The following is a 20,388-nucleotide window of genomic DNA, read 5'->3' as shown; positions in this document are numbered from 1 at the left end:
ACGCCTTCACCTCGGTGAGCAGTCTGCTGACGACGGCCAGAGCCCCGGACGGGTCGGCAGAGGCTGGTTTCAGCTGTTCCATGCGGGCCAGGACAGCGGCATCGTCGAGTGATTGGTCCAGGCGCGGAGGGCCTCAGCGCGCTGACCAAGTGGGCACAGGGGCGCGCGCCGCAGCGAAATCCGGCTCGGGGAACCGCTCTCACATTGGGGGGGTCCCCCAGCCCGTGGCGGCACGCTCCCACGCCGCCCAGTACGCGCCCCCACCCAGGCGTCAGCCTCGCGCAGGAAGGCTCCCCGCCAGGAACTGCTCGAACGTGACCTCGCCCAGGGCCCGCTGCGGCGTCAGATGCCCACCCGCCCGGAACCCACGGTAGGCCTTGCCGGCCAGTCGCACGTTCAGCAGGGTACGGCGCCGTCCGCTCGCGCGCAGATACGCCCGGGCAAGCTCCGGAAAACTGCGGACCTCGGGGCCGCCCAGGTCAAGCACCCGCCCCGCGGGCGCCCCGGTCGCGAGCTCGGCCAGGCGGGCGGCGACCTCCGCCACTTCGATCGGCTGGACGGCGACACCCGCCGGGAGCAGCATGACAGGCAGCTTCGCCGAGCCCTGCAGGAGCTGCAGCACCAGGTCGTGGAACTGGGTCGTGCGCAGCACGCTCCAGCCGAGCCCCGACTCCTCGATCAGCTTCTCGACGGCGAGCTTGCTCTGGTAATAGCCGAGCGGCACCTGATCGACGCCGACGATCGAGATGTACACCAGATGCCGCACCCCGGCCGGGCCGGCCGCCTCGACCAGATGGCGGGCCGCCAGCTCATCGCCGCCGCGCGGAGTGGTCGCGCAGTGCACGATGGTGTCCACACCCGCGACGGCCTCGGCCAGCCCCGTACCCTCACGCAGATCCACGGGGTACGTCCGCGAGTGCCGGCTCAGCACGCGGACCTCGTGCCCGTCCGTGCGCAGCCGTTCAGTGACGAGTCTGCCGAGTGTTCCGGTGCCGCCGGTCACCAGGATCGTGGTCATCGCACTTCTCCCCTTCGGTGGGCATGCGCTCCCCATGGAACGCACGTCTTTCGACGAGAACCGACCAGCACCCAAAGATGTGACAGGCTCCTCGTACCCACAGTCTCACCCGTGGGTCACGCCCCCAGGGCTGGCCCACGAAGGCGAGTTCGTCCGGGTCCACAACGACCTGCCTGCGCGATGGCGCCGTCCCGCAGTTCGTAGGACGCAACAGTGATGAGGTGCTCCGCCGCGTGCACCCCCGGCGCAGGCGCCCGTGACCTCGGCCACCCTGAGGCCCCCGCCACGCCCGAACCGCCACGCCCACCAGGAAGCTCTATGGGCGGCCCTTGGCGGAGGTCCCGGGACACGCGCGCGCAACCAGAGCTGATCCTGACCCCACCGGGCGGTCCGCTGACCACCAGTTACCGTCAGCTCAGTTGCGGGGGTGTCCAGTCGGCATGGCTCAGGATGGCACCGACGGTCGCGCGGGACGGGGCCAGGCGCAGCGCCGTGATCTGACTGAGGTAAACCCGCTCAATGTCCGTCAGGCCGAGAAGGAGATGGCCGCCGGGGATGTCCACCTCGCACCCCAGCGCCACCATCACCATGTCCGCCGAGGCCGTACTTCTACTCGGCCTGAATCGCGTCTGCCGAAACCTCGAAGACGAGCGCGATCCCGTCGCGTTCGTTCCCCCGCTCGCCGACACGCGTGAACCCGAAGCCCGCGATGGTGGACAGGGAGGCATTGTTGTCGGATCCGACAGTGGCCCGCACGGTCCTGACACCGGGTTCGGCGGCAGCCCTGGTGAGCAGCGCCGCCAGCATGGCGCGGGCATAGCCCTGGCGGCGGTACTCGGGCACGACGGTGTAGCCGACCTCGACCAAGCCGTCCTCGTCCGGCGGCCCGTGGAACCCAGCGTCGCCGACGACGAACCCGTCCGGGTCGGACACGGCGACCCGCGTGACCCAGGGCGCGGCAGAGGGGTCCCCGGCGACCTGGTCAGCGCGATAGCCGAAGATCCAGCGGGCCCGGTCGCAGACGAAGTGTTCGTCAAGGGCGACTCCGGCCTCGGCGCTGCCGCCGGCGAGGTCACCGTCGGCAAGCGCCCGCAGCGCCTTCGCGTTCAGCTCGACAAAGCGGACGCGTTTGGCCATGGGTGGAAGTTCGTTGTTCATCGCGCAGATGCTCGCCCAGCATGAGAGTGCTGTCCACCGCTTTACGGCCTCGGCAGACGTCATGATCGTCTCGTCGGGCCATAACGTGAGAAGAGGGAGATAGGCGTCGGGGCATGCCCGCGAGGGCTGGTCGCCTTCGAGGCCGACGCCGGCGGACCAAGCCTCGCCTCCGGACTGGTCGCGGCGGGGCAGGTCCACATCGTCCGGGGATCCGTCTTCCGGTACTGGCGAGAGAATCTGGCGGTCGGGGAACGTCTGGCCCCTGGAGTGAGGCCTCCGGTGTGATCGGTCTCCGGTCTCCGGCTCATGCAGCTGCCGCACCGAGGGCTTCGCCTGAAGTGGGAGAGCCACGTGTTCATCGAACGGTCGGCGGGCCGTGAGGCAGTGGTAGAGCTTGCCGAGCGTTCGGTTGACGAGGTTGCGCTGGGCGGAGGCGGGCCAGTCCGCGTGCTCGTTGCGTCGGCGCCGGTGATGCTCGGGGGAGGCACCGGCGTAGGCCATCTGGCCACAGCCGTCACGAACCGCTGACGGTCGTCTCCGATCTCGGCGAGCACCCGGCCGCCGAGCTGGCTGCCGAGACCGGAGAGATTGAGGATGCCTGCAGCCTGCCGGGCGCTGCGGGAAGGCCGCTCAGACAGGTCGTCAGGCAGACAGTGACCGTGACGCCTCCTGGCCGCGTTGCCTCACCGCGCTCCGCGCACCGATGGGCTGAGCAGCCAGCTTCTTCCGCGAGTAGTCCGCGAGCGACACGCTCATGCACCTCCTACGGACGCTCCCGCGGTCCCCGGCATCGCCGACTCGTAACGCTCAAGACGCCGTTGGGTGGCCGCGCGCGGCCCGGGTGCCGGTCGACGGGCACGTCAGGGAGTGGCGGGCCATGAGCTTCGGGCCACGCGCGCTTCACACGGTTGTCAGCTCTGGGGGCGCTGGCCGATCCTGTCCACCACCCCCAGGTCTTCCAGACTCCTGGTCTCGTAGTACCAGCCGTCCTGTTCCCACCCCCCCTTGACGCGTTTGAGGCCGCTGCCTTTCGTGCGCAACCCCAGGTAGTCGTAGGTTTCACGGTCGAACACGAACGTGAAGGCGGCTTTGGGATGAGAGATCGCGATCCCGGGCCGGCCGAGGACGTCCACCTGGTTGTGGTCCAGCCTGACGCCGGGGATCTTCGCGAGTGCCTCGAACGCGGCGGCCTGCAGCCCGGGAGGCATGACCCGCGGCCCCTTCATCAGCTGGCAGGCTTGGAGGAACGCGGAGGCGTCGTTCTCCGGCGTGCTCTTGAAGCCATGCCTGAAGAGGTCGAGGAGCTTCTCCGGGTCGGTCGGCAGCTTCTTGAGATCCGAGTACACGGTGGGCGGCCACAACCGTTCGTGCTTGCTCCGAGGGGGGTCGTTGTGGATTTTGCCGTGTTGCTGGCGCTTCGAGGGCTTGGAGCCGTCCACCGACAGCCAACTCTCGTCCGTCCACGTCTTGGTCCTACCGCCCTCAAGGGGCTTTTGCGTGATGAACGTCCTGGTGTAGAAGTACTGGTCGTCGCGTGGGACCGGCAGCCCGGCGCTGTCGGACCGGGACCTGTCCGCGGCCCGGTGCAGCACCTGCGCCGCACTGAGCGTGGTCATCCGAGACGCGTCCTCGCCGCCTCTCGTGGTAACGACAGCGGTTCCCGCCACCGCGGCAACCGTCGCGGCAACCGCCACCCGCAACACCAATCGCCGGGACAGAGCGGCACAACGGCGCGGACGCTTCTCCGCAGAGATAGCGCTCCGCAACCGCACTCGGGCGGCGGAGCGGGCTTCGTGGGTCAGCGGCGGCGTGCCGGTTTCCATCTGCCGCACACGCGTGAGGTCATCCACGATCGGGTTCCTCCAGGTCGTCTCGAAGGGTTGTGGGATCCGAACCGCCCAGTGCTTCTCGCAGTGCGTTCCGGGCGCGGTGCAGCCGTGAGCGCACAGTGCCCACCGGTATGGCCAGGGCGTCTGCGGCCTCCGCGTAGTCGAGATCGCCCCAGGCGATCAGCAGCAGGACGTCCCTGTTGCGGGCGGACAGCCCCGCGAGGGCGGCTGCCAGGCTGCGCCGGGTGTTCTCGGCGCCGACCCGCGCCACCACCCGGTCCGCCATCGCGTCACCCGCGCCACGCCCCTCGGCCGGAGCTGTGACGGCGACACGCGACAGCGCCCGCAGGCGACGGGCCTCGGCCCGTCTGTGTCGTCCGATGAGGTTCGTGACGATCCCGTACAGCCAGGGCAGGGCGTGCGCCCTCGACAGGTCGTAGCGCCGGCGCTGCTGAAAGGCGATGACGAAGGTGTCGGCCATCAGATCGTCGGCAGCCTCGGTGCCCAGCCGCCGGGCCGTGTACCGGTGGATGTCGTCGGCGTAGCGGTCGAACAGTACGGCGAACGCGTCCGGGTCGTTCCAGGACCGCTCGATGACCGAGGCATCGGAGCCGGCTGTTCCGTCAGCTACATCGGAACGACCTGTCCCGACGTACGGCGAGACGGTCACAGGTCGCCTCTGAGATTCATGTAGTTCCTTCGACGGTGCGGGTACGGACACCCCTTCTTCGCCGATGTCCACATCCGAGTTCCACATGACCGCTCACCCCCCTCGCGCCACACCCGCGAGAAGGTCGGAACACTGCGGTCAACAGCGGTGAGCTGCACGAACTTGACCCATCTGCGCGCGCCTGCGGTGCGCCTTCCGTCCGCGCTTTCATCGTCGATTCCCTCACAGCAGCCGGTTCGCGTGGGCTCGATCGGCGCTCTGCGTGCTGGTACACCGTTCGCCTCGATCAGGTACTCGACCGCGTCGACTGCCGGCACCCCCCAGGGCCGCCGCACGACGACCGGAAATGCACAGGCGGGGCGCCGTGTTGCCACTGGTGATACCGCGCTGCCCGTCTCGCAGGCCGGCAAGAACGCGTGCAGCCGTCTCGGTGCCCGGCAGGGCGAGGCCTTCCGGAACGGAGCGGATCTCCCGCCGCCCCAACGTGCGGCCCTTGCGGCGGGCCAGGCAAGGCCCACTGGTCCACCGCCTCCAGTGGATGCCATGCGGCCTCCACTGGAGAACGGGTCATTCGCTAGACGGTGCCGATTGCGGCAAGCACCGCCACCGGCAGCAGCAGTATCCACTGAGGCAGGCGCAGCAGCGGTCTCGACCAGCTCGCCGCCAGTGACACGGCGAGAAAGGCGCCCGAGTAGGCCACGAAGTGGGCCGTCAGCAGCCAGGCCATGGTGTCACCGCCGGGGCGGCCGCGGCCCAGGGCCAGCCAGATCAGGGCGGCGGCAGCCAGGACGAGGTCGGCGGTGACCATGTGCCAGACCGCGTGCAGGACCCGGCGTGGCTCGTCGGCGAGATTGCCGGCCAGTAGGGGCCGGACGACATCCCGACTACCCGCGATGGCGTGGAGGGCGGCGACCGCACCGGCGGTTGTGCCAGCGGTGAGGAACCAGCCGTTCATCGAGTCTCGATTCCGCGGCCGGCGACGGCCGCCAGTTGGGCGGCCAGCTGCGGACCGGGCTGCTCGCCCACCAGGCCGACGTGGAAGAAGACAGCCCCTGCCAGCGTGTCGAGAACCAGATCGACCGGCACGTTGGGGTCGGTTTCCCCGCGCTGGACAGCTCGCTCGAACACCGTCACCAAACCGCTCTTGGCCGGGGCCAGGAACTCGGATCGGATGCGGGCCCGCAAGCCGGGGTTGGCGGCGAAGTCGGCCAGCAGGCCAGGGAGAGCAGCAGCGGCGGCCGGAGCGGTGAACTCCTGGATGAGGGCCTCGAGGAGCGCCGTGAGATCACCGGCCAGGGTGCCGGTGTCCGGTGCCGGAGTCGCTTCGGTCTCGGTGAAGACCGCCTCGTACACCAGCTCGGCTTTGCCCGACCAGCGGCGGTAGATGGTGTCCTTGCCGACGCCGGCCCGCGCGGCGACCGCACCGATGGAGGTGGCCGCGTAGCCGAGTTCGGTCACCAGCTCGGTCGCGGCGGTCAGGATCGCTTGATGGGCACGGTTGTCCCGGGGGCGTCCGCGCGGGGCGCTGGAAAGCATCATGACTTAACCATACGGGAAGACCCGTAAGTTTAATCGGAGTTTAGGACGACGGCCTGGGTTGAGCCGGTAGCCCGTATGCACGCCTTGCCTGGTCCGCGCCGGTGATCACGCCGAGGCTGGTTCCGGTGCCCTGGGTCACAGGGCGTGAGACTTGGAAGGATTGGCATGACAGAACGCAATACGGCCCTGCGGAGCCTGCACGACATCGGGTTGGCGGCCTGGTTCGGTGGCTCCCTCATGGGTGCCATCGGCCTCAACGGGGCGGCGAACAGATCAGCCGACGACGAGATGTCCACCGCGCGTATCGCCAGCGCCGGCTGGGCCGCCTGGACGCCGGTGAACGCAGCAGCGATCGGCGCTCACCTGGTGGGAGGGGCCGGCCTGCTGGGAGCGAACAGCGCCCGGGTGGCCTACCAGCAGGGTGTGGGCGCCTCCACTGTCGCCAAACTGGTGCTCACGGGAGCGGCCCTGGCCGCGACCGCCTACACCCGCGTCGTGGGCAAGAAGGTAGAGCTCGCCTCGTCCCTGGACCCCAGGGACGCCGAAATGGCCGCGGAGCATCCGATCAAGTTCGGCCAGGCGCAACGACAGCTCACGCTGCTGCAGTGGGCGGTGCCCGCGCTGACCGCTGGGGTGCTGGTCCTCAACGCCCTGCACGGTGAGCAGCAGCGCCCCGAGCAGCAACGCCTCGGGATGATGCGCCGGGCCGCCTCGCCCCTCGTCACAGCCGGTGGCACCGGTCTGGCAGCCGTTCGGCGGGTACGCGAGCGCGGCATGCCGGGGCGGCACTGCGAAGCGTGATGCGCCGTCTTTGGCCGCCGGGGCCCCGCCCGTTGCCCGAGCCGAAGGCTGCCTCCCTCGCGGCCGCCATGTGAGGACCGCGTCGGGAGTGCCCACAAGAACATCGAGCGGTACTGAACCCCTCCCACCCAGCCCTGCCTCCGAAGGAGAAGATTCATGGCCAAGGTCGCGCAGCCCGTCACCGACGACAGCATCAAAGTGCGTCAGCTCAGCCACTACCAGTTCACGTGGGTGGCCGGTGGCCCAGGTACCCCGGGGACTTTCACCTTGCAGTTGGTGCTCGACGAAGGCGCGTGGGAGGAAGTGCTGACCGTCAACGCAGACGACGCGGACGTCCTCCAGGACCTGCTCTCAGAGACGCCCACCGTGCACTACGACGTCAGCCGCCGCGCCCTGATGTTCGGTGTCACGTCCGTCGGCAGCTGACACGCGCTGCGCCGGAGACTCGGGGGGCTCAGGCCGGTCACCCGGGCCTCGCAGCGAACGTGTCCGGCCCGGGCTTCGCCGCACCGGGCCGGCTGCGGAGTCTGCGAGGCCCGGGCGACCGCGCGTGTACGCGGACATCCGACGCCCCGGCACCACCGGCTCCCCCGGGTGGCCGGCTTGCATGGTTCCCGGCCTCCCAGCCGCCAATGACGCGGGCTTTGCCCAGGGTCGCCATGGGCTTGCCGCGCCGTCGGAGGAGGCTTCTCCGGCGGCGCGAGAGCCAGCCGCCGCGAGGGCGGATATTCGGGGCGACCGCCGAGCCTCGGGCACCGTACGATCGACGGCACCGTCGAGCAGCAGGGGCCCCTATGACCAGCGCCAACACGGCCGCAGAGCAGGCGGCGCAGAAACTCGCCCAGGGGCAGCCCATCGCCTCCGTGATCGACCCCGGCGACCCTGCGGCCTGGCTCGCGCTGGATGCCGCGGTGCGCGAACTCTCCCGGTACCCGCTCCACCGGGAGCTGCCCCCCGAGCGCCCGCCCCGCAGGTGGCTGAGCCGGCTGCTGGCCCCCGCCGACGCCGAGCCCGGCGTCGGCCGCACGTCGGTCTCGTACGACACCGAGCCCGGCCTCGCCCTCGCCCTGTGCGACGCCGACGGCCACGTCCGCGAGTCCGCCCTCGCCCAGGTCCCGGGGGGCTCCGCCCTGCTCCCGCTGATCGTGATCCGGTGCGCGGACTGGGTCACCGCCATACACAACCGTGCCCGCAAGCACCTGCAGAGCGCCCTTCCCACCCTGACCCCCGAGGAACTGGCCGCCCTCGCACCCCTCATGCTCCGCGTCGACCGCCGCGAGCGCGGCACCTTCGCCACCGGGCTCCTCGAAGCGGTGCTCCGCACACCGCCGTACGACCACCTCAAAGCCCAGACAACTAGCGCCGACCGCGACACCCGGCGCTTCGCGCACCGCATCGCGGCGGCCGAGCAGGTCCTGACTCCGGTCGAGTTGGCCCGCACCGCGGCGCAGGACCCGGACGTGGTCGTACAGAACCGTTGCGCCGAGGCCGCGCTCGCCGGCGTACAACCGGATGCGTACGACGAAGTGCTGGCTCCGCTGCTTGCCGCGCGCAGCCCACAGGTACGCGCCGCGGGAGTCACCGCGCTGCGCAAGGCGGAGCGGCCCGCGCAGGCGGAACCGTTCCTGGCCGACCGCTCCCCCGTGGTGCGGGCCTGCGCCCGCTATGTCGTGCGGCAGCACGACATCGATCCGCTGCCCCTCTACCGGGCCTGGTGCGCGGAGCGGGGAGCGGCAGACGTGCCGGCCGGTGCGCCCATCGGGCTGGCCGAGTGCGGGGACCGCCAGGACGCCCGGCTGCTGTGGCCGCTGACCGAGCACCCGAACCCCGCGATCCGGTCCCGTGCCGTGGCCGGCCTGCGCACCCTGGACGTCTTCGACGCCGTGCGCCTGATCCCGCTCCTCGACGACCCGTCACCTGCCGTGACCCGCGAGACCGTCACCTCCCTCACCCCGTCCGCGCAGCGGATCCCCGTCGACCACCTTGTCGACCGGCTCGCCCCGGACCGGCCCCGGCACCAGCGGCTCGCCGCCACCCGGCTGCTCGCCGCACAGGGCGGGCTCCGGCAACTCCGGATCCTGCAGACCCTGTTGCGGGACGAGGACGCCAAGGTCCGCGAGCGGGCCGGAAAGACGGTCGGTGCAGTTCCTACCCGAAGTCGGCCATGAGTTGATCGACGACGGCGGCCCGGCGCTCCCCACTGGCTGCCGGGCCGGAGGGAGGCTCGGCGGCGCTGGAGACGGTGAGGTCACGGGCGGTCTTCGACAGGGGTGAGACGTAGAAGGGGAGATCGGGCAGGGACGGGGTGGTGAGGCGGCCGCCGGGCGCCTCGTCCAGACAGAAGCCCGCGTAGAAGGAATTCCCGGCCAGCGCGTGGTCGGCCATCGCGCGGTAGGAGTGGAAAGGGACTTCGCGTGGGAAGCCGGTGCCGTGCGGCCAGATTTCCTCCGCGATGGACCAGATCTGTTCCAGGCGTTCTTCCTCCTCCAGATCGAGGCCGAGGGAGTGGAAGCCGCCGGAAATGTCCAGGCGAAGCTCGCCGACTGCGGATTGCGTTACAACGCCTTCCTCTGTGCCAGGCCCACGGTCATACCGTCGGAGAGGCGTGATGAGGCATCGAGGTCGAGGTGGTGTGCTGACGCGAGGCGGGTCAGCACACTGAGCGGTACGCCTCGGTACTCCCGCGGAGGCAGGTCGACGCACTTCTCGGGGCCGCTGTCGGACAGCCCCACGAGTCGCACCTGATGATGGATGTACGTACGCCAGCTGAAACTCTGCTGCCTGCACTCCTGCGACAAACGCGCGAACTCCCTGTTCAGGTGAGCTTCATGCTTGGCCGGACGGTGCGACATCCGCAGCAGGAGCTTGCGCGGGGAAAGGAAGCGCGCCAGTGCGTCCAGCGGGCGCAAGTACATGTCGTCCGTACCGTCTCCGAAGACGAGAGCGACCATCCAGACGATGCGGGCGACGAACTCCGCGGGGATCAGGACCCACTGCAGGACGAACCACAGCATGAGCCCCAGCCGCGAAGGGTGCGGAAGAACCGGGTCTGCGAGCGATTCGGGAACTGGTGCGGCGGACATGCCTACTCTCCCGTCACGCTGTCGTAGATACCGCTGACAGTGCCCGGCAGGGACGGGGCGAGCGCCGGTCCCTTTGCCCACCACGACAGCGGGTCCAGGCTCCCATCCGGGCGTATGGCCGCCTCCAGTGAGGGGTACTGGTCGCTCACTGCGCCCCGCCCTTGCCGGCGAAGCCGTCCCGGATGGCCGCCTCGGCGTCCCGGTACGTGTCGCGAGTCTGCTTGAGCTTGTCCTCGATGACCTGCGTGCCATCGGGCGATCTTCTTGATCGCTTCGTCCCAACTGTCGTGGAACCTGTCACAAGCGTTGTCGAGTTCCTTGCTACCCGTGGTTCTCGGGCCGGTATCACGCACCGCGTTCAGAGCCGCGCGCATCTCCTCCTGGCTTCGGTAGAGCTCTCTGACGAGCCCGTCGAGCTCACTTACCTCGACTTTGAAGCCTGCCCCCATCACGCCACGCTCCCCCTTTCTCGCAGTCCGCAGTAGTCAATCCGTAGATCACGCTAGCCAGCAGCTGCCAGGCGGGTTCAAAGGGGGTTCTTCCCGTTCGCCAAATCTTCACAGCGCGTCCGGCGACCGAGCGTATGTGCAGCATGCGAGTGCTTGTCTCCGCAGCCTGGGACGCCATGTCGGCAACTGCCCGGCTGTGCGCGCGCGTTCCCCGGGTATGGCACACCGTGCGGCAAACTGCCTCGCGCAGCATGCCTGAGCCGGCTGAGGGCCCTGTGGGCAGACTACGTACATGCTGCTGCCCGCCGAAGCCGTTGCCGCCACCGCGCTGATCGAGCTCGTGAGGATCTCCGCCCTCCCGAGCAAGCAGGGCGCCACCTGTCCCGGCAGGGCGGTGGCCCACTGAGCCGGGAGCGAGGCCGCCGACGCGCTGACCTTGATCGAGAACCTGCCCGGCAGTGTGCGGCACCGTTGCGGCTTCTCGCCAGGATGGAGCGTCCGGGCGTACGAGGACTCCCTCGACCTGGTGCTGTTCGAGGCGGCCTTCTGCTTCAGGTGTCACGAGGTCCGCCTGAACGGGACGGCCGTGCCACCCGCGCTGGCCCAGGCCCTCTTGGCCCTGTTCCGTGCCGCGGCCCCGTAGCGGGCCGACTGGATGAGCGGGCCGACCGCCACCCTCGTGCCGTTGGCACCCCGCGCATCAGTGCAGGTTCCGCCCGACTGGGTGACACCGGGTTCCGGCGCGGCGATGAGTTCGCGGGGTTCCGCGGGTCTACCTCTTGAGGGAGACAACCGACTCATCGGGAGCAAGCCATGGGCCTCATCCACATCGAGATGTTCGCGACCCTCGACCTCGTCGGACAGGCGCCCGGCGGCCCCGACGAGGACCCGGTGGGGTTCCCCTTCGGCGGCTGGCAGGCGCGCCTGCTGGACGAGGTCGCCGGGGCGCAGGTCGGTGCCGCGTACGAGGGCACGGACGCCCTCCTGCTCGGCCGGCGAACGTACGACATCTTCGCCGCTTACTGGCCTCACCAGGAGGGCGGCGAGGACGACGAGATCGCCACACTCTTCAACAGCGTCCCGAAGTACGTGGCCTCTCGCGGCAAGCCCGACCTCTCGTGGGCCGGGTCCACCCACCTCGGCCCGGACCTCGCCGACGCGGTGCGCGAGATTCGTGACCGGCACGAGCACGTGAAGGTCGTCGGAAGCCTGAACCTCGTGCAGACCCTTCTGCGCGAGAAGCTCTTCGACCATCTCGACCTCTGGCTGCACCCGATCGTGCTCGGCGTCGGGAAGAAGGTGTTCGACGACGGCGCGGTGCCCACCAACGTCACGCTCCTGGCGCCCCCGGCAGCCAGCCCGAAGGGCACCGTGTACCTGCGCTACGGCCTCGCCGACGGCACTCCCGCCACGGGAGACATGAGCGCACCGGATCGCGGCGCCGGAAGCGACACCTGACGCCACCCCGCGTTGCGTGTGTTGCTTGTTCCGGGTCGGGTCGGCGTCACCGCACGCCCTTGCGGCCGTCGAAGGGACCGGAAGCCTTGGCCTCGGAGAGGGCCTGCGGCTGCGCGGTCCGGAGTCCGGGGGCCGCTGTGTTCTCTGCGGCCCCGTCAGGATGCCGACGGCGCCAGTACGGGTTGTCGTGGGACAGCTTGCTGGAGACCCGGCCGTACATGCCGAACGTCGCGACGACCAGCCCCATGACGAAGCTGAAGACGACGTTGGTCATGCCGAAGTCCAGAATGTTGGCGGGGCGGTCCAGCACGAAGATGTGGGCGAAGCCGCTCAGCCCGAACAGTCCGCCCACGGTCATGTTGAGGGTGGAGGCGAAGTTGCCGCCGATGACGGCGCCCACGAGAAGTGCCAGACCCACGACGGTGGAGATGACGCTGAGCGCGACGTTGGTGGTCATGCCCGCGATCGTGTCGCCCGCCGTGCCGAAGGGGCTGAGAGCGTCGGCGAATAGCCGTCACCACGGCGTCCAGCCCGCCCAGGGCAGCCGCTGCGCCGTGCACCGCACGCGCGCAGGACGTGGTGTCGTACGCGTCGAACAGGAGGGTCGGAGCACCCGCATACGCTCGGGCCGCCCGGGCGAGCCCGGTCGTGTCGCGTCCGGCCAGCGCCGGGCGTGCTCCCCGGCGAGTGAGTTCGGCGGTGATGGGCGCCACCGAGCACGCCGGTGGCGTCGGCCACCAGCACGCGCGCGCCGTTGATGTCCATGTCTCGATCCGTTCGCAGGGGCAGGCCGGCTGCCCGGCTTTCCGTACTGTCGACTCGATGCGCCGGACACGGCGGAACCGGAGTCAGCCGCGTGCCCAGGTCGCTCAGCTCCTCCCGGGCCGCCCGCGCGCGGACGGAACGGGTCGTGCGGGGCCCCCGCAGACGTACCTGCCGGCGGTGAAGCACGTCGTACGGTCCAGCGGCCACGGCGGCTCCATCGCGGGCGGTACCCGACGGTGTCCACGGCGACCTGCCGCCAGCCGCTCGGGCCGGCGCCGTACCGCGGCAAGGCCTCACCCGCGCACAGCCGACTCCACAGCCGTGACGGCCTGCGCCGGCCCGGGGGGGGATGCGGCAGCCCCAGTACGGTCTGACCGGCCCAGCCGGGGCCGAGCGTCAGAACGACCGGCTTCCTCCGAGCACCACGCCCCCCCATTGGCCGCACGAGCGACGCCCCTGCACTCCAGGCGCGCGTCCCCCAGCCCGAGACCGGCGCCGCGTCGGGCCGTCGGCCGCGAGGCCCGAGCGGTGTCCACCTGCGGCGGAGGCGCATCCGGGCCCACCCCGTCGCGCGCCAGGCGGGGCGGCCTCGGCGGGGGGCAGCCCGGCCGCCGTCAAGGCACACATCCGCTCCAGCCGCGCCACGTCCCCGGCGGTCCAGCGGCGGCGCCGGCCGCCGGTCTGGGCGTCGGGGCCCAGGCCATAGCGCCGGTCCCCCGAACGGACCGTGGTGGGGGCCACCCTCAGACGCCTCGCCATCTCATCCGGTGGTGAGCCCGCCGCCACGCGGTCCGCCCCCGTCGCCGCTGTCGTCGCTGCTCACACTCCCACCGTACGACGCACAACCGACGCATGTTGTGTGCGTCGTTTCTCCTCACAAGACTGGTCTGCGGGCGCTCGGTCACCGCGCCGCAGGGACCGGCAGGACCGGCACGGCGGGCGGCCGTCCGCCCCCCGAACAGGACGCACGGCAGGAGGAACAAGGCCATGAGCACGATCACGCCCTTCACCGGTGTCCGCTCTCCGGCCGCGAAGGAAACGTTGTACGAGGACGAACTGGCTCGTGGCCTGTGCGCCGCGGACGAGGCCGCGTTCGCGGCCGTCTACCGGCGTTGGGGCGCGCTCGTGCACACCATGGCCACCCGCTCGCTCGGCGACACCCACGAGGCCGAGGACGTGACGCAGCAGGTGTTCATCGGCGCGTGGCGCGGGCGGGACGGCTACCGGCCGGAGCGTGGCCCGCTCGGCGCCTGGCTCGTCGGCATCACGCGCCGCAAGATCATCGACGCACTGGCAGCCAGGACGAGGCGTCTGACGCTGATCGCCTCGGCGGCCCACGACGCCGACGCGCGGCGCTACGACGAAGGGGCGCCGGACGACATCCTGGACCGGGTGCTTCTGGTCGACGCGCTGTCCCGGCTGCCGCGTCACCAGCGCGCGGTGCTGTGCATGGCCTTCTACGAGGACCTGAGCCAAGCCCAGATCGCCGAGCGCACCGGGATGCCCCTGGGCACCGTCAAGAGCCACGCCCGACGCGGCCTGCACCGGCTGCGCCAGGCGATGGAACAGGGCCTCGTCGACGAAACCGCCGCGTAAAGACCGGCGTCGTGCCTCCACGCCGGCGCCCGCGCGCGAAACAGGGACGAGCCTCCGCATCCGGTGGAAACCTCACCGAAGGGATGGTCCTCATGAACTCCCGGACCCCCCTCACCCTCGCCGCCTCGGCAGGCGCGTGCGCTTTGGCCCTCGGTGTCACCGCGCCCGCCATGGCGGCCCCCGCCGCCGGGCAGGACGACAAGGCCATGGTGCCCGTCTTCCATGGCGTTCCCGGGCTTGTCGTCGATGTCTACGCCAACGGAGACGAGCTGCTCGGCGACTTCAAGCCGGGCGCCGTGACCGCCCCGCAGTCCCTCGACGCCGGCACCTACGACATCCAGGTCTTCGCAGCCGGCAAGGGCCCCGACGGCACCCCTGCCATCGAGAAGACGATCGAGGTTCCCGCTGGGGCGAACGCCACCATCGCCGCCCACCTCTCCGCCGACGGCAAGCCCCAGCTGACGGCTTTCGTCAACGACGTCTCGAAAATCGACGCAGGCAAGGCGCGGCTGACGGTGCGTCACGTCGGTGCCGCACCGGCCGTGGATGTCCGAGCAGGCGGCCAGCCGGTCTTCAAGGACCTCGAGAATCCGAAAGAGGCCACCACCACGGTCGACACCGGCACCGTCTCGGCCGACGTAGTGCTCGCCGGCACGAACACCGTGGCGATCGGCCCGGCCGACCTGAACCTCAAGGAGGGCACCAGCAACGTCGTCTACGCCTGGGGCAGCGCCCAGGACAAGAACCTCGCGCTGGCCACCCAGCCGTTCAGCGGCATGCAGTCCGCGCCGAACGCCGTCAACGCGGGCGCCGGCGGCGCCGCGGTCACCTCGAACTCCTCCGACCAGTGGCTGGCCCGGACGGCCGTGGCCGGGACGGTGACAGTGACAGGCGTCCTGGTCGCACGCCGGATCAACGTGTGGCGCCACCGGGCCACGACCGTGGCGGGACCCGGACGTCGCACAGCACGCGTCACTCCCCCAGCGCGTTGTGACACGCGACGTGGGCCTCGACGCACCGGTCCGGCCGGTGGGCGTCACCGGGCAGGGCGCCATGGCCGTCCCCGCGGATCCCGCCGTCGCCGGGTGGTACCGCTTCGGACCGGCGCCCGGCGGCCCCCAAGGGTCGGCCGTACTCGTGGGGCACGTGGACGGCGACACCGGCGCCCCCGGCGAGTTCGCCGCACTCTACGACGTACGGCCAAGAGCCCGGGTCGAAGTACGGCGCGCCGGCGCCGAGCCGGCGGTCTATCGCGTGGTGTCGCGTTCGACGGTCGCGAAGGTCGGCCTTCCGTCCTCGACGTTCCGCCGGACCGGCCCCCCGGCTCTCACACTCATCACCTGCGCGCCCCCGTTCGTCCCCGAAGAGGGTGGCTACTTGGCCAACCTGGTCGTCACGGCGGAGCCCTGGCCGGCCTGAGACCCGGCGAGCACGCCGGGCGCAACCGCGCGCGGACATCACCCGGAACCGGTACGGCGAGACAGCGACGGAGCCCGAGAAACTGGAGGGTACGGTGGCACACGTCGAGCCCACGCACCTGATGCGACTGGCACTGGGCAACGACGCTTCGAGCGACGACGCCGGCGCTCTGCGGCACATCGCCGTATGCGACCGTTGCAGGGACGAGCTGAACCGGACGAGGCGTGTCGTGGTCGCCGCACGCACCGTAGAGGCGTCGGATCTGCCAACCGCGCCCCCGGAACGGGTGTGGCAGCACATCACACATGAGTTGTGCCGGACCAGGGAACCGGCTCCGCCACCGGCCGCTGGCGTACTCCCCCACCACCGCGCCGAGGCGGCCGACGAACACCGCGCCGACCGCTCCCGCACACCAGGCAACCCGACACACCACCTCGCGCTCGGCCTGCTCGTCGGAACCGCTGTGTGGTGGACAAGACGCGTCCGATCACGACGGTCCGGCCGCAGCGACTGAGCCTCGGAGTCGGGGTGTACACGATGCGGCGGTGGCTGCGCCGCCACGGGATCACCGTGACCGCCACGGCGGCCGCGCCGCCGGGCGCGCACGTGTACATGGACGACACGGGCACGCACCGGGGCCTCTTGCGCGGCGAGGACGGCCCGTACGTCACGGTCAACCACGACCCGCGCGATCCGGCGGACGCGCTGCTGCCACAGGCACCGCATCTGCGCCTCCTGAACTCGGTGCTCGGCTCGTTCCTCCTCTTCTGCTCGCTCAGCGGCATGGCCCTGCTGGTCCTACTCGTGGTAGACGCGTTCACCGGCGGCGAGTTCACCCGCGGCGAGCGGACGGCGTCCAGGCGATTCGCGGGGATCTGCCGACCACGCGCGCCGAGTGCGCCGGAGGTGTGAACGACATGAGCCATGGACGACGCGACTGAGGCGAGAGGGCTGCCCTCGCCGGAGTGCATTCCGTTGTCCACCTCCGCCGAGAGCCGGGCGAGCAGGAGGTACGCTGCCGCACGCTGAGAACCGCTCCCAGAAGGAGCGACAAGGGGGAGCAACCATGCGCGCTGCCAAGGGAATCCGGCACAGGGGGATGGTGGCCGTCGCCGTGCTGGCCTCTGTGCTCACGGCCGCGTCGTGCGGCACGGGTTCCGATGCCACCGGCTCCCGGGCCTCGGGCTCTGCCGAGGCGGCGGACTCCGGCGGCAAGAACGCCGCGCCAAGAGCCTCCAAGGGCTCCCTCACATGGGAGTTCGAGCACATCGCGGGCGTCAACGGAGAGCTCACCGATATCGCCGTCCTGGCCAGCGATGACATCTGGGCGGTCGGGACCCGGTTCGACGGTGACCGCAACGCCGCCCACCTGCTGCACTACGACGGTACGCAGTGGAAGCGCGAGCCCCTTCCCGAAGCTCTCGGCGCCGGACTCCACCCGCCGTTGCTCGAAGAGATAGGCGAGGAAGCGCTGTGGCTGCGACCGCGGACCGCTGAAGACGCCACCGCCGCGAACCGCTGGGCACAGTGGGACGGCACCCGCTGGTCCGCGGTACCGAACCCCCCGCCGGGTAATCCGGGGGACTTCGAGGCGGCGGGCCCGAACGACATCTGGGCGCAAAGCGGCGAGAGAACCGCTGAGCACTGGGACGGCACCCGCTGGACCTCGACCCGGCTGCCGTACGACACCTCCGACCTCGCGGTGGTGGGACCGGGAGACGTCTGGGCGGTGGGCCGCCGCTCGACCGGGCCGGGCACCGAGCTGGGCGACGACCAGTCGTACAGCCAGCCCGCCTCGACGCACTGGGACGGTACGTCCTGGAAGTCGGTGAGGACTCCGCAGGCACGCTTCGAGAAGCCGCTCCCGCCGGAGCCCAGCGCCGGCCTTCTCCAGGTCATCGCACTCGGCACCGGTGAGGTGCGTGCGTACGGCGTCCACACCTTCAACCACGGCGAGGTGGAGAACGAACCTGCCGACCAGTCCGTCCGGCTGCGTTGGGACGGCTCGCAGTGGGTGGAGCAGGAGCCGGCTCCGGGCGGGTGCGCGCGGCGGACCCCGGTCGGCTCGGAGGGCAAGGCACTGTTCCTCAACGGCAATTGGTACATGACCGACGACGGCCGGTGCGTGAAGATCAAGCGTCACCGATTGCCCCTGCAGACCGGCGCCCGCAAGGGCTCGAACCAGTCGCTGTGGCTGAAGGAGATCCATCGGGTGCCCGGCACCGATGAATGGGTGGGCGCCGGACACGTCCAGGTCAACCAGTCCGGCGATCCCTTCAGCGCCCCCGTCGTCGTTCGGCTCAAGCGCGGCGGATGACCTTCTCGGCAGTACGCCCACCGATGGTCGGGCCCGGGCCGTGACGCAGGCGTAGTCGGCGCCTCGCTTCGCGGCTCCGCCCCGACTCACCGCGGTGACTGCGGCGATCTACGCGCGGTACTGCCGCCGCGCCGCCCCGCTCGCAGCGGCCCTGCCCCGGTCCCGGCCGCCCTGCGGGCGGGACCTGTCATGCCGCCAGTGAGCGGCACGGCTCAGCGGCGGACCACTGAAGGGGGCATACCACCTTGATGGCGTCACTTGACGCCATCCGGTGCCACCCGGTGCCACGCCGCGTTCTCGCACCCACACGGGATCGCATGGCGCCACCTACACCCAGGCGAGCACCAGCACGTTCTCGCAGGTCAGCGCAGCCCAGTCGACCATCCGCCAGGACGTGCCGCCTCAGGGCTTGCACGTGGAGCCATTATGGTGCCATGATGACGCCATGGATCTCACCCCCTATGTCGACAACCTCCGCCGCGAACTGGCGGTGGCCGCCGAAGCAGGCGGCGACCAAGCCCGCGAGCTGGCCGAGAGGCTCACCGCCCCGCTGGAGTCGGCGACCCGCCTGACCCTGCTCAACGTGCTCTCCGCCGCGATGGACGAGATCACGCGCGAGCTCGCCCCCGGTTCGGTCGACGTACGGCTGCGCGGGCTCGACCCCGACTTCGTGGTGACGCCGCCGCCCACCGACAGGGGCGCTCCCTCAGAGCCGACCGTATCCGTCGAACCGTTCAGGGGGCAGGCGCCCGCCGACGGCGACGAGGGAGGCACCGCCCGCGTCAATCTGCGCCTGCCGGCCCACCTCAAGGCACGCGCCGAGGAAGCCGCGAGTCGCGAGGGCCTTTCGGTCAACGCGTGGCTGGTACGGGCCGTGTCGGCCGCGGTCGACGGCGGCACCCGCCCGCGCACCCCGGAGAAGTCCCAGACCGTCGGACAGAGCTTCACGGGCTGGGTGCGCTAGCCGCGCCCCCACCCCCACCACTTCACCCACACCACGTCCCACCAGCGGGGACACTCCGAAGACCCAAGAGGACGGGACAGCCATGCCTTCTTTCGACACTCCCGAACCGATCTCGGTCACCGCACACATCGAGGCCGGTTCCATCCAGTTCACCGCGAACGACCGCCTCGACACCGTCGTCGAGCTGCAGCCCCGCGACCCGAAGAAGGACCACGACGTACGGGCGGCCGACCAGACCGAGGTCACCTGCACGGGCGGCGTACTCAACGTCAGGACACCCAAGGGCAATCTGTTCGGCCTCGGCCGCACCGGCACCGTCGACGTGACAGTCGAACTGCCCACTGGCTCGCGCATCGACGTGACCGGCGCCTGGGCCCAGGTGCTCGGGGAGGGCCGGCTCGGCGAGGTTCGGGTGAAGACCTCTTCCGGCGATGTCCGTCTCGATGCGACCGGCCCGTTGAAGCTGACCGCGTCGCACGGCTCGATCACCGTGGACCGGGTCGAGGGCATGGCCGAGATCACGACCAGCTCCGGCAGCCTGCGCGTCGGCCTCGTCGACGGCCCCGCCGTCCTCAAGAACTCCCACGGCACCACCACCGTCGGCGCCGCCACCGGCGAACTGCGGGTGAGCGGCGCGAACGGTGACATCGAGATCCGGCGCGCCGAGGACTCGGTCACCGCCACCACCGCCCACGGCACCCTGCGCGTGGGCGAGGTGGCCCGCGGCACGGCCCAGCTGGAGACCTCCTACGGCGCCATCGAGGTCGGCGTCCGCGAGGGCACAGCCGCCTGGCTCGACGTCAGCTCCGGCTCCGGCCAGGTGCGCAACTCACTCACCGCGTCCGAGAGCCCGGAGAAGACCGAGGACACCGTCAAGGTCCGCGCCCGCACCCGGTACGGCAACATCGACATCCGCCGCGCCAAGGCCTGACTTCAGAAGCACCGGCCGCAACTCAGCCACACCCCATCCACTTCAGCCTTCGAACGGGAGGGCCTCATGCCTTCTTCTGTCATGCCCACATCAAGGCAGGCTGGCGGTCACGCGTCGCCGGCCGCCGTCTCCACCCTCGGTCTGCGCAAGTCGTACGGCGACAGGACCGTCCTCGACGGCATCGACCTGCGCATCCCGGCCGGGTCCGTGTTCGCGCTGCTCGGACCGAACGGCGCCGGCAAGACCACCGTCGTGAAGATCCTCTCCACGCTCATCGGCGCGGACGGCGGGCAGGCCCAGGTCGCGGGCCACGACCTCGCCACCGACCCGCAAGCGGTGCGTGCCGCGATCGGTGTCACCGGGCAGTTCTCCGCCGTGGACGGGTTGATCA

23 protein-coding genes and 2 pseudogenes are annotated in these 20,388 nt (G+C 70.7%); 13 read left to right on the top strand and 12 right to left on the bottom strand.

Going from position 1 to position 20,388, the window contains the following annotated elements:
• Positions 1–271: 271 nt before the first annotated feature.
• From IE185_RS28185 to IE185_RS28155, 7 genes are all read right to left on the bottom strand, one after another.
• Complete coding sequence (locus IE185_RS28185; protein ID WP_189716273.1) at positions 272–1,018, bottom strand: SDR family oxidoreductase; 747 nt, start codon at positions 1,016–1,018, stop codon at positions 272–274.
• A gap of 410 nt (positions 1,019–1,428) precedes the next feature.
• Positions 1,429–1,608, bottom strand: a complete 180-nt coding sequence (locus IE185_RS28180; protein ID WP_138897657.1) for a hypothetical protein — start codon at positions 1,606–1,608, stop codon at positions 1,429–1,431.
• Positions 1,609–1,627: 19 nt separating this feature from the next.
• Positions 1,628–2,677, bottom strand: coding sequence for a GNAT family N-acetyltransferase (locus IE185_RS34060; protein ID WP_373303765.1), 1,050 nt, complete (start codon positions 2,675–2,677; stop codon positions 1,628–1,630).
• Positions 2,678–3,087: 410 nt separating this feature from the next.
• Positions 3,088–4,026, bottom strand: coding sequence for a CU044_5270 family protein (locus tag IE185_RS28170; protein ID WP_138897658.1), 939 nt, complete (start codon positions 4,024–4,026; stop codon positions 3,088–3,090).
• Positions 4,019–4,675, bottom strand: a complete 657-nt coding sequence (locus tag IE185_RS28165; RefSeq protein ID WP_229843739.1) for an RNA polymerase sigma factor — start codon at positions 4,673–4,675, stop codon at positions 4,019–4,021. Before IE185_RS28165 ends, IE185_RS28170 begins: the two co-directional genes overlap by 8 nt.
• 574 nt (positions 4,676–5,249) lie before the next feature.
• The gene (locus tag IE185_RS28160) at positions 5,250–5,630 is read right to left on the bottom strand and encodes a hypothetical protein (RefSeq protein ID WP_138897660.1); all 381 of its coding nucleotides are present in this window, start codon (positions 5,628–5,630) and stop codon (positions 5,250–5,252) included.
• Positions 5,627–6,214, bottom strand: coding sequence for a TetR/AcrR family transcriptional regulator (locus tag IE185_RS28155; RefSeq protein WP_138897661.1), 588 nt, complete (start codon positions 6,212–6,214; stop codon positions 5,627–5,629). Before IE185_RS28155 ends, IE185_RS28160 begins: the two co-directional genes overlap by 4 nt.
• 165 nt (positions 6,215–6,379) lie before the next feature.
• Here IE185_RS28155 and IE185_RS28150 point away from each other — a divergent pair, with 165 nt between their 5' ends.
• The 3 genes from IE185_RS28150 to IE185_RS28140 all read left to right on the top strand — a co-directional run bounded on the left by IE185_RS28150 (position 6,380) and on the right by IE185_RS28140 (position 9,183).
• Positions 6,380–7,015, top strand: coding sequence for a hypothetical protein (locus IE185_RS28150; protein ID WP_138897662.1), 636 nt, complete (start codon positions 6,380–6,382; stop codon positions 7,013–7,015).
• A 156-nt stretch (positions 7,016–7,171) separates the two neighbouring features.
• Positions 7,172–7,441: a hypothetical protein gene (locus IE185_RS28145; protein WP_189716271.1), complete on the top strand. Its 270-nt coding sequence runs from the start codon at positions 7,172–7,174 to the stop codon at positions 7,439–7,441.
• 368 nt (positions 7,442–7,809) lie between these two features.
• On the top strand, positions 7,810–9,183 hold the full coding sequence (locus IE185_RS28140) for a hypothetical protein (RefSeq protein ID WP_189716269.1): 1,374 nt from the start codon (positions 7,810–7,812) through the stop codon (positions 9,181–9,183).
• Here the strand turns inward: IE185_RS28140 and IE185_RS28135 are convergent.
• From IE185_RS28135 to IE185_RS34160, 3 genes are all read right to left on the bottom strand, one after another.
• Positions 9,164–9,400, bottom strand: coding sequence for a hypothetical protein (locus tag IE185_RS28135; RefSeq protein ID WP_138895697.1), 237 nt, complete (start codon positions 9,398–9,400; stop codon positions 9,164–9,166). The two genes, IE185_RS28140 and IE185_RS28135, sit on opposite strands and share 20 nt — an antisense overlap.
• A 170-nt stretch (positions 9,401–9,570) precedes the next feature.
• Positions 9,571–10,098 carry a hypothetical protein gene (locus IE185_RS28130; protein ID WP_138895698.1) on the bottom strand — a complete coding sequence of 176 codons (528 nt, stop codon included), beginning with the start codon at positions 10,096–10,098 and terminating at the stop codon, positions 9,571–9,573.
• A gap of 2 nt (positions 10,099–10,100) precedes the next feature.
• Positions 10,101–10,547 (bottom strand): DUF6317 family protein, encoded by a 447-nt coding sequence (locus IE185_RS34160; RefSeq protein WP_500809315.1) that lies wholly within the window; start codon positions 10,545–10,547, stop codon positions 10,101–10,103.
• Between the two features lie 436 nt (positions 10,548–10,983).
• On the opposite strand from IE185_RS34160, the gene IE185_RS33320 reads away from it, so the two are divergent.
• A complete protein-coding gene (locus IE185_RS33320; protein WP_229843738.1) occupies positions 10,984–11,190 on the top strand; it encodes a hypothetical protein in 207 nt (68 codons plus the stop codon).
• Positions 11,191–11,360: 170 nt separating this feature from the next.
• On the top strand, positions 11,361–12,005 hold the full coding sequence (locus tag IE185_RS28120; protein WP_138895699.1) for a dihydrofolate reductase family protein: 645 nt from the start codon (positions 11,361–11,363) through the stop codon (positions 12,003–12,005).
• Between the two features lie 46 nt (positions 12,006–12,051).
• Here IE185_RS28120 and IE185_RS28115 read toward each other — a convergent pair.
• Together IE185_RS28115 and IE185_RS28110 are read right to left on the bottom strand one after the other, a co-directional pair.
• A pseudogene (locus IE185_RS28115) lies at positions 12,052–12,513 on the bottom strand (DUF4383 domain-containing protein); the annotation flags it as partial.
• Positions 12,514–13,166: 653 nt separating this feature from the next.
• On the bottom strand, positions 13,167–13,529 hold the full coding sequence (locus tag IE185_RS28110) for a MerR family transcriptional regulator (protein ID WP_373303764.1): 363 nt from the start codon (positions 13,527–13,529) through the stop codon (positions 13,167–13,169).
• A gap of 228 nt (positions 13,530–13,757) precedes the next feature.
• Between IE185_RS28110 and IE185_RS28105 the strand changes: the two genes are divergently transcribed.
• The 8 genes and pseudogenes from IE185_RS28105 to IE185_RS28070 form a co-directional block, all read left to right on the top strand.
• On the top strand, positions 13,758–14,366 hold the full coding sequence (locus tag IE185_RS28105) for a sigma-70 family RNA polymerase sigma factor (protein WP_138895701.1): 609 nt from the start codon (positions 13,758–13,760) through the stop codon (positions 14,364–14,366).
• Positions 14,367–14,458: 92 nt separating this feature from the next.
• Positions 14,459–15,277, top strand: a pseudogene (locus tag IE185_RS28100) (DUF4397 domain-containing protein); the annotation flags it as partial.
• Positions 15,278–15,356: 79 nt separating this feature from the next.
• A complete protein-coding gene (locus IE185_RS28095) occupies positions 15,357–15,785 on the top strand; it encodes a class F sortase (protein ID WP_138895702.1) in 429 nt (142 codons plus the stop codon).
• Between the two features lie 468 nt (positions 15,786–16,253).
• A complete protein-coding gene (locus tag IE185_RS28090; protein ID WP_138895703.1) occupies positions 16,254–16,697 on the top strand; it encodes a hypothetical protein in 444 nt (147 codons plus the stop codon).
• 154 nt (positions 16,698–16,851) lie between these two features.
• Entirely contained in the window at positions 16,852–18,102 is a 1,251-nt protein-coding gene (locus IE185_RS28085) for a hypothetical protein (protein WP_138895704.1), read from the top strand.
• A gap of 445 nt (positions 18,103–18,547) precedes the next feature.
• Positions 18,548–19,066, top strand: coding sequence for a toxin-antitoxin system HicB family antitoxin (locus IE185_RS28080; RefSeq protein WP_138895705.1), 519 nt, complete (start codon positions 18,548–18,550; stop codon positions 19,064–19,066).
• 82 nt (positions 19,067–19,148) lie between these two features.
• Positions 19,149–19,997 carry a DUF4097 family beta strand repeat-containing protein gene (locus IE185_RS28075; RefSeq protein WP_138895706.1) on the top strand — a complete coding sequence of 283 codons (849 nt, stop codon included), beginning with the start codon at positions 19,149–19,151 and terminating at the stop codon, positions 19,995–19,997.
• Positions 19,998–20,078: 81 nt separating this feature from the next.
• Positions 20,079–20,388 (top strand): ATP-binding cassette domain-containing protein (locus IE185_RS28070; RefSeq protein WP_189716266.1); only part of this gene is annotated, 310 nt, incomplete at its 3' end.

This window comes from Streptomyces chryseus (assembly GCF_014650755.1).
Lineage (GTDB): Bacteria > Actinomycetota > Actinomycetes > Streptomycetales > Streptomycetaceae > Streptomyces > Streptomyces chryseus.
Note: the sequence above shows the minus strand (reverse complement) of the source record. Positions and strands in the feature narration are given on the sequence as shown.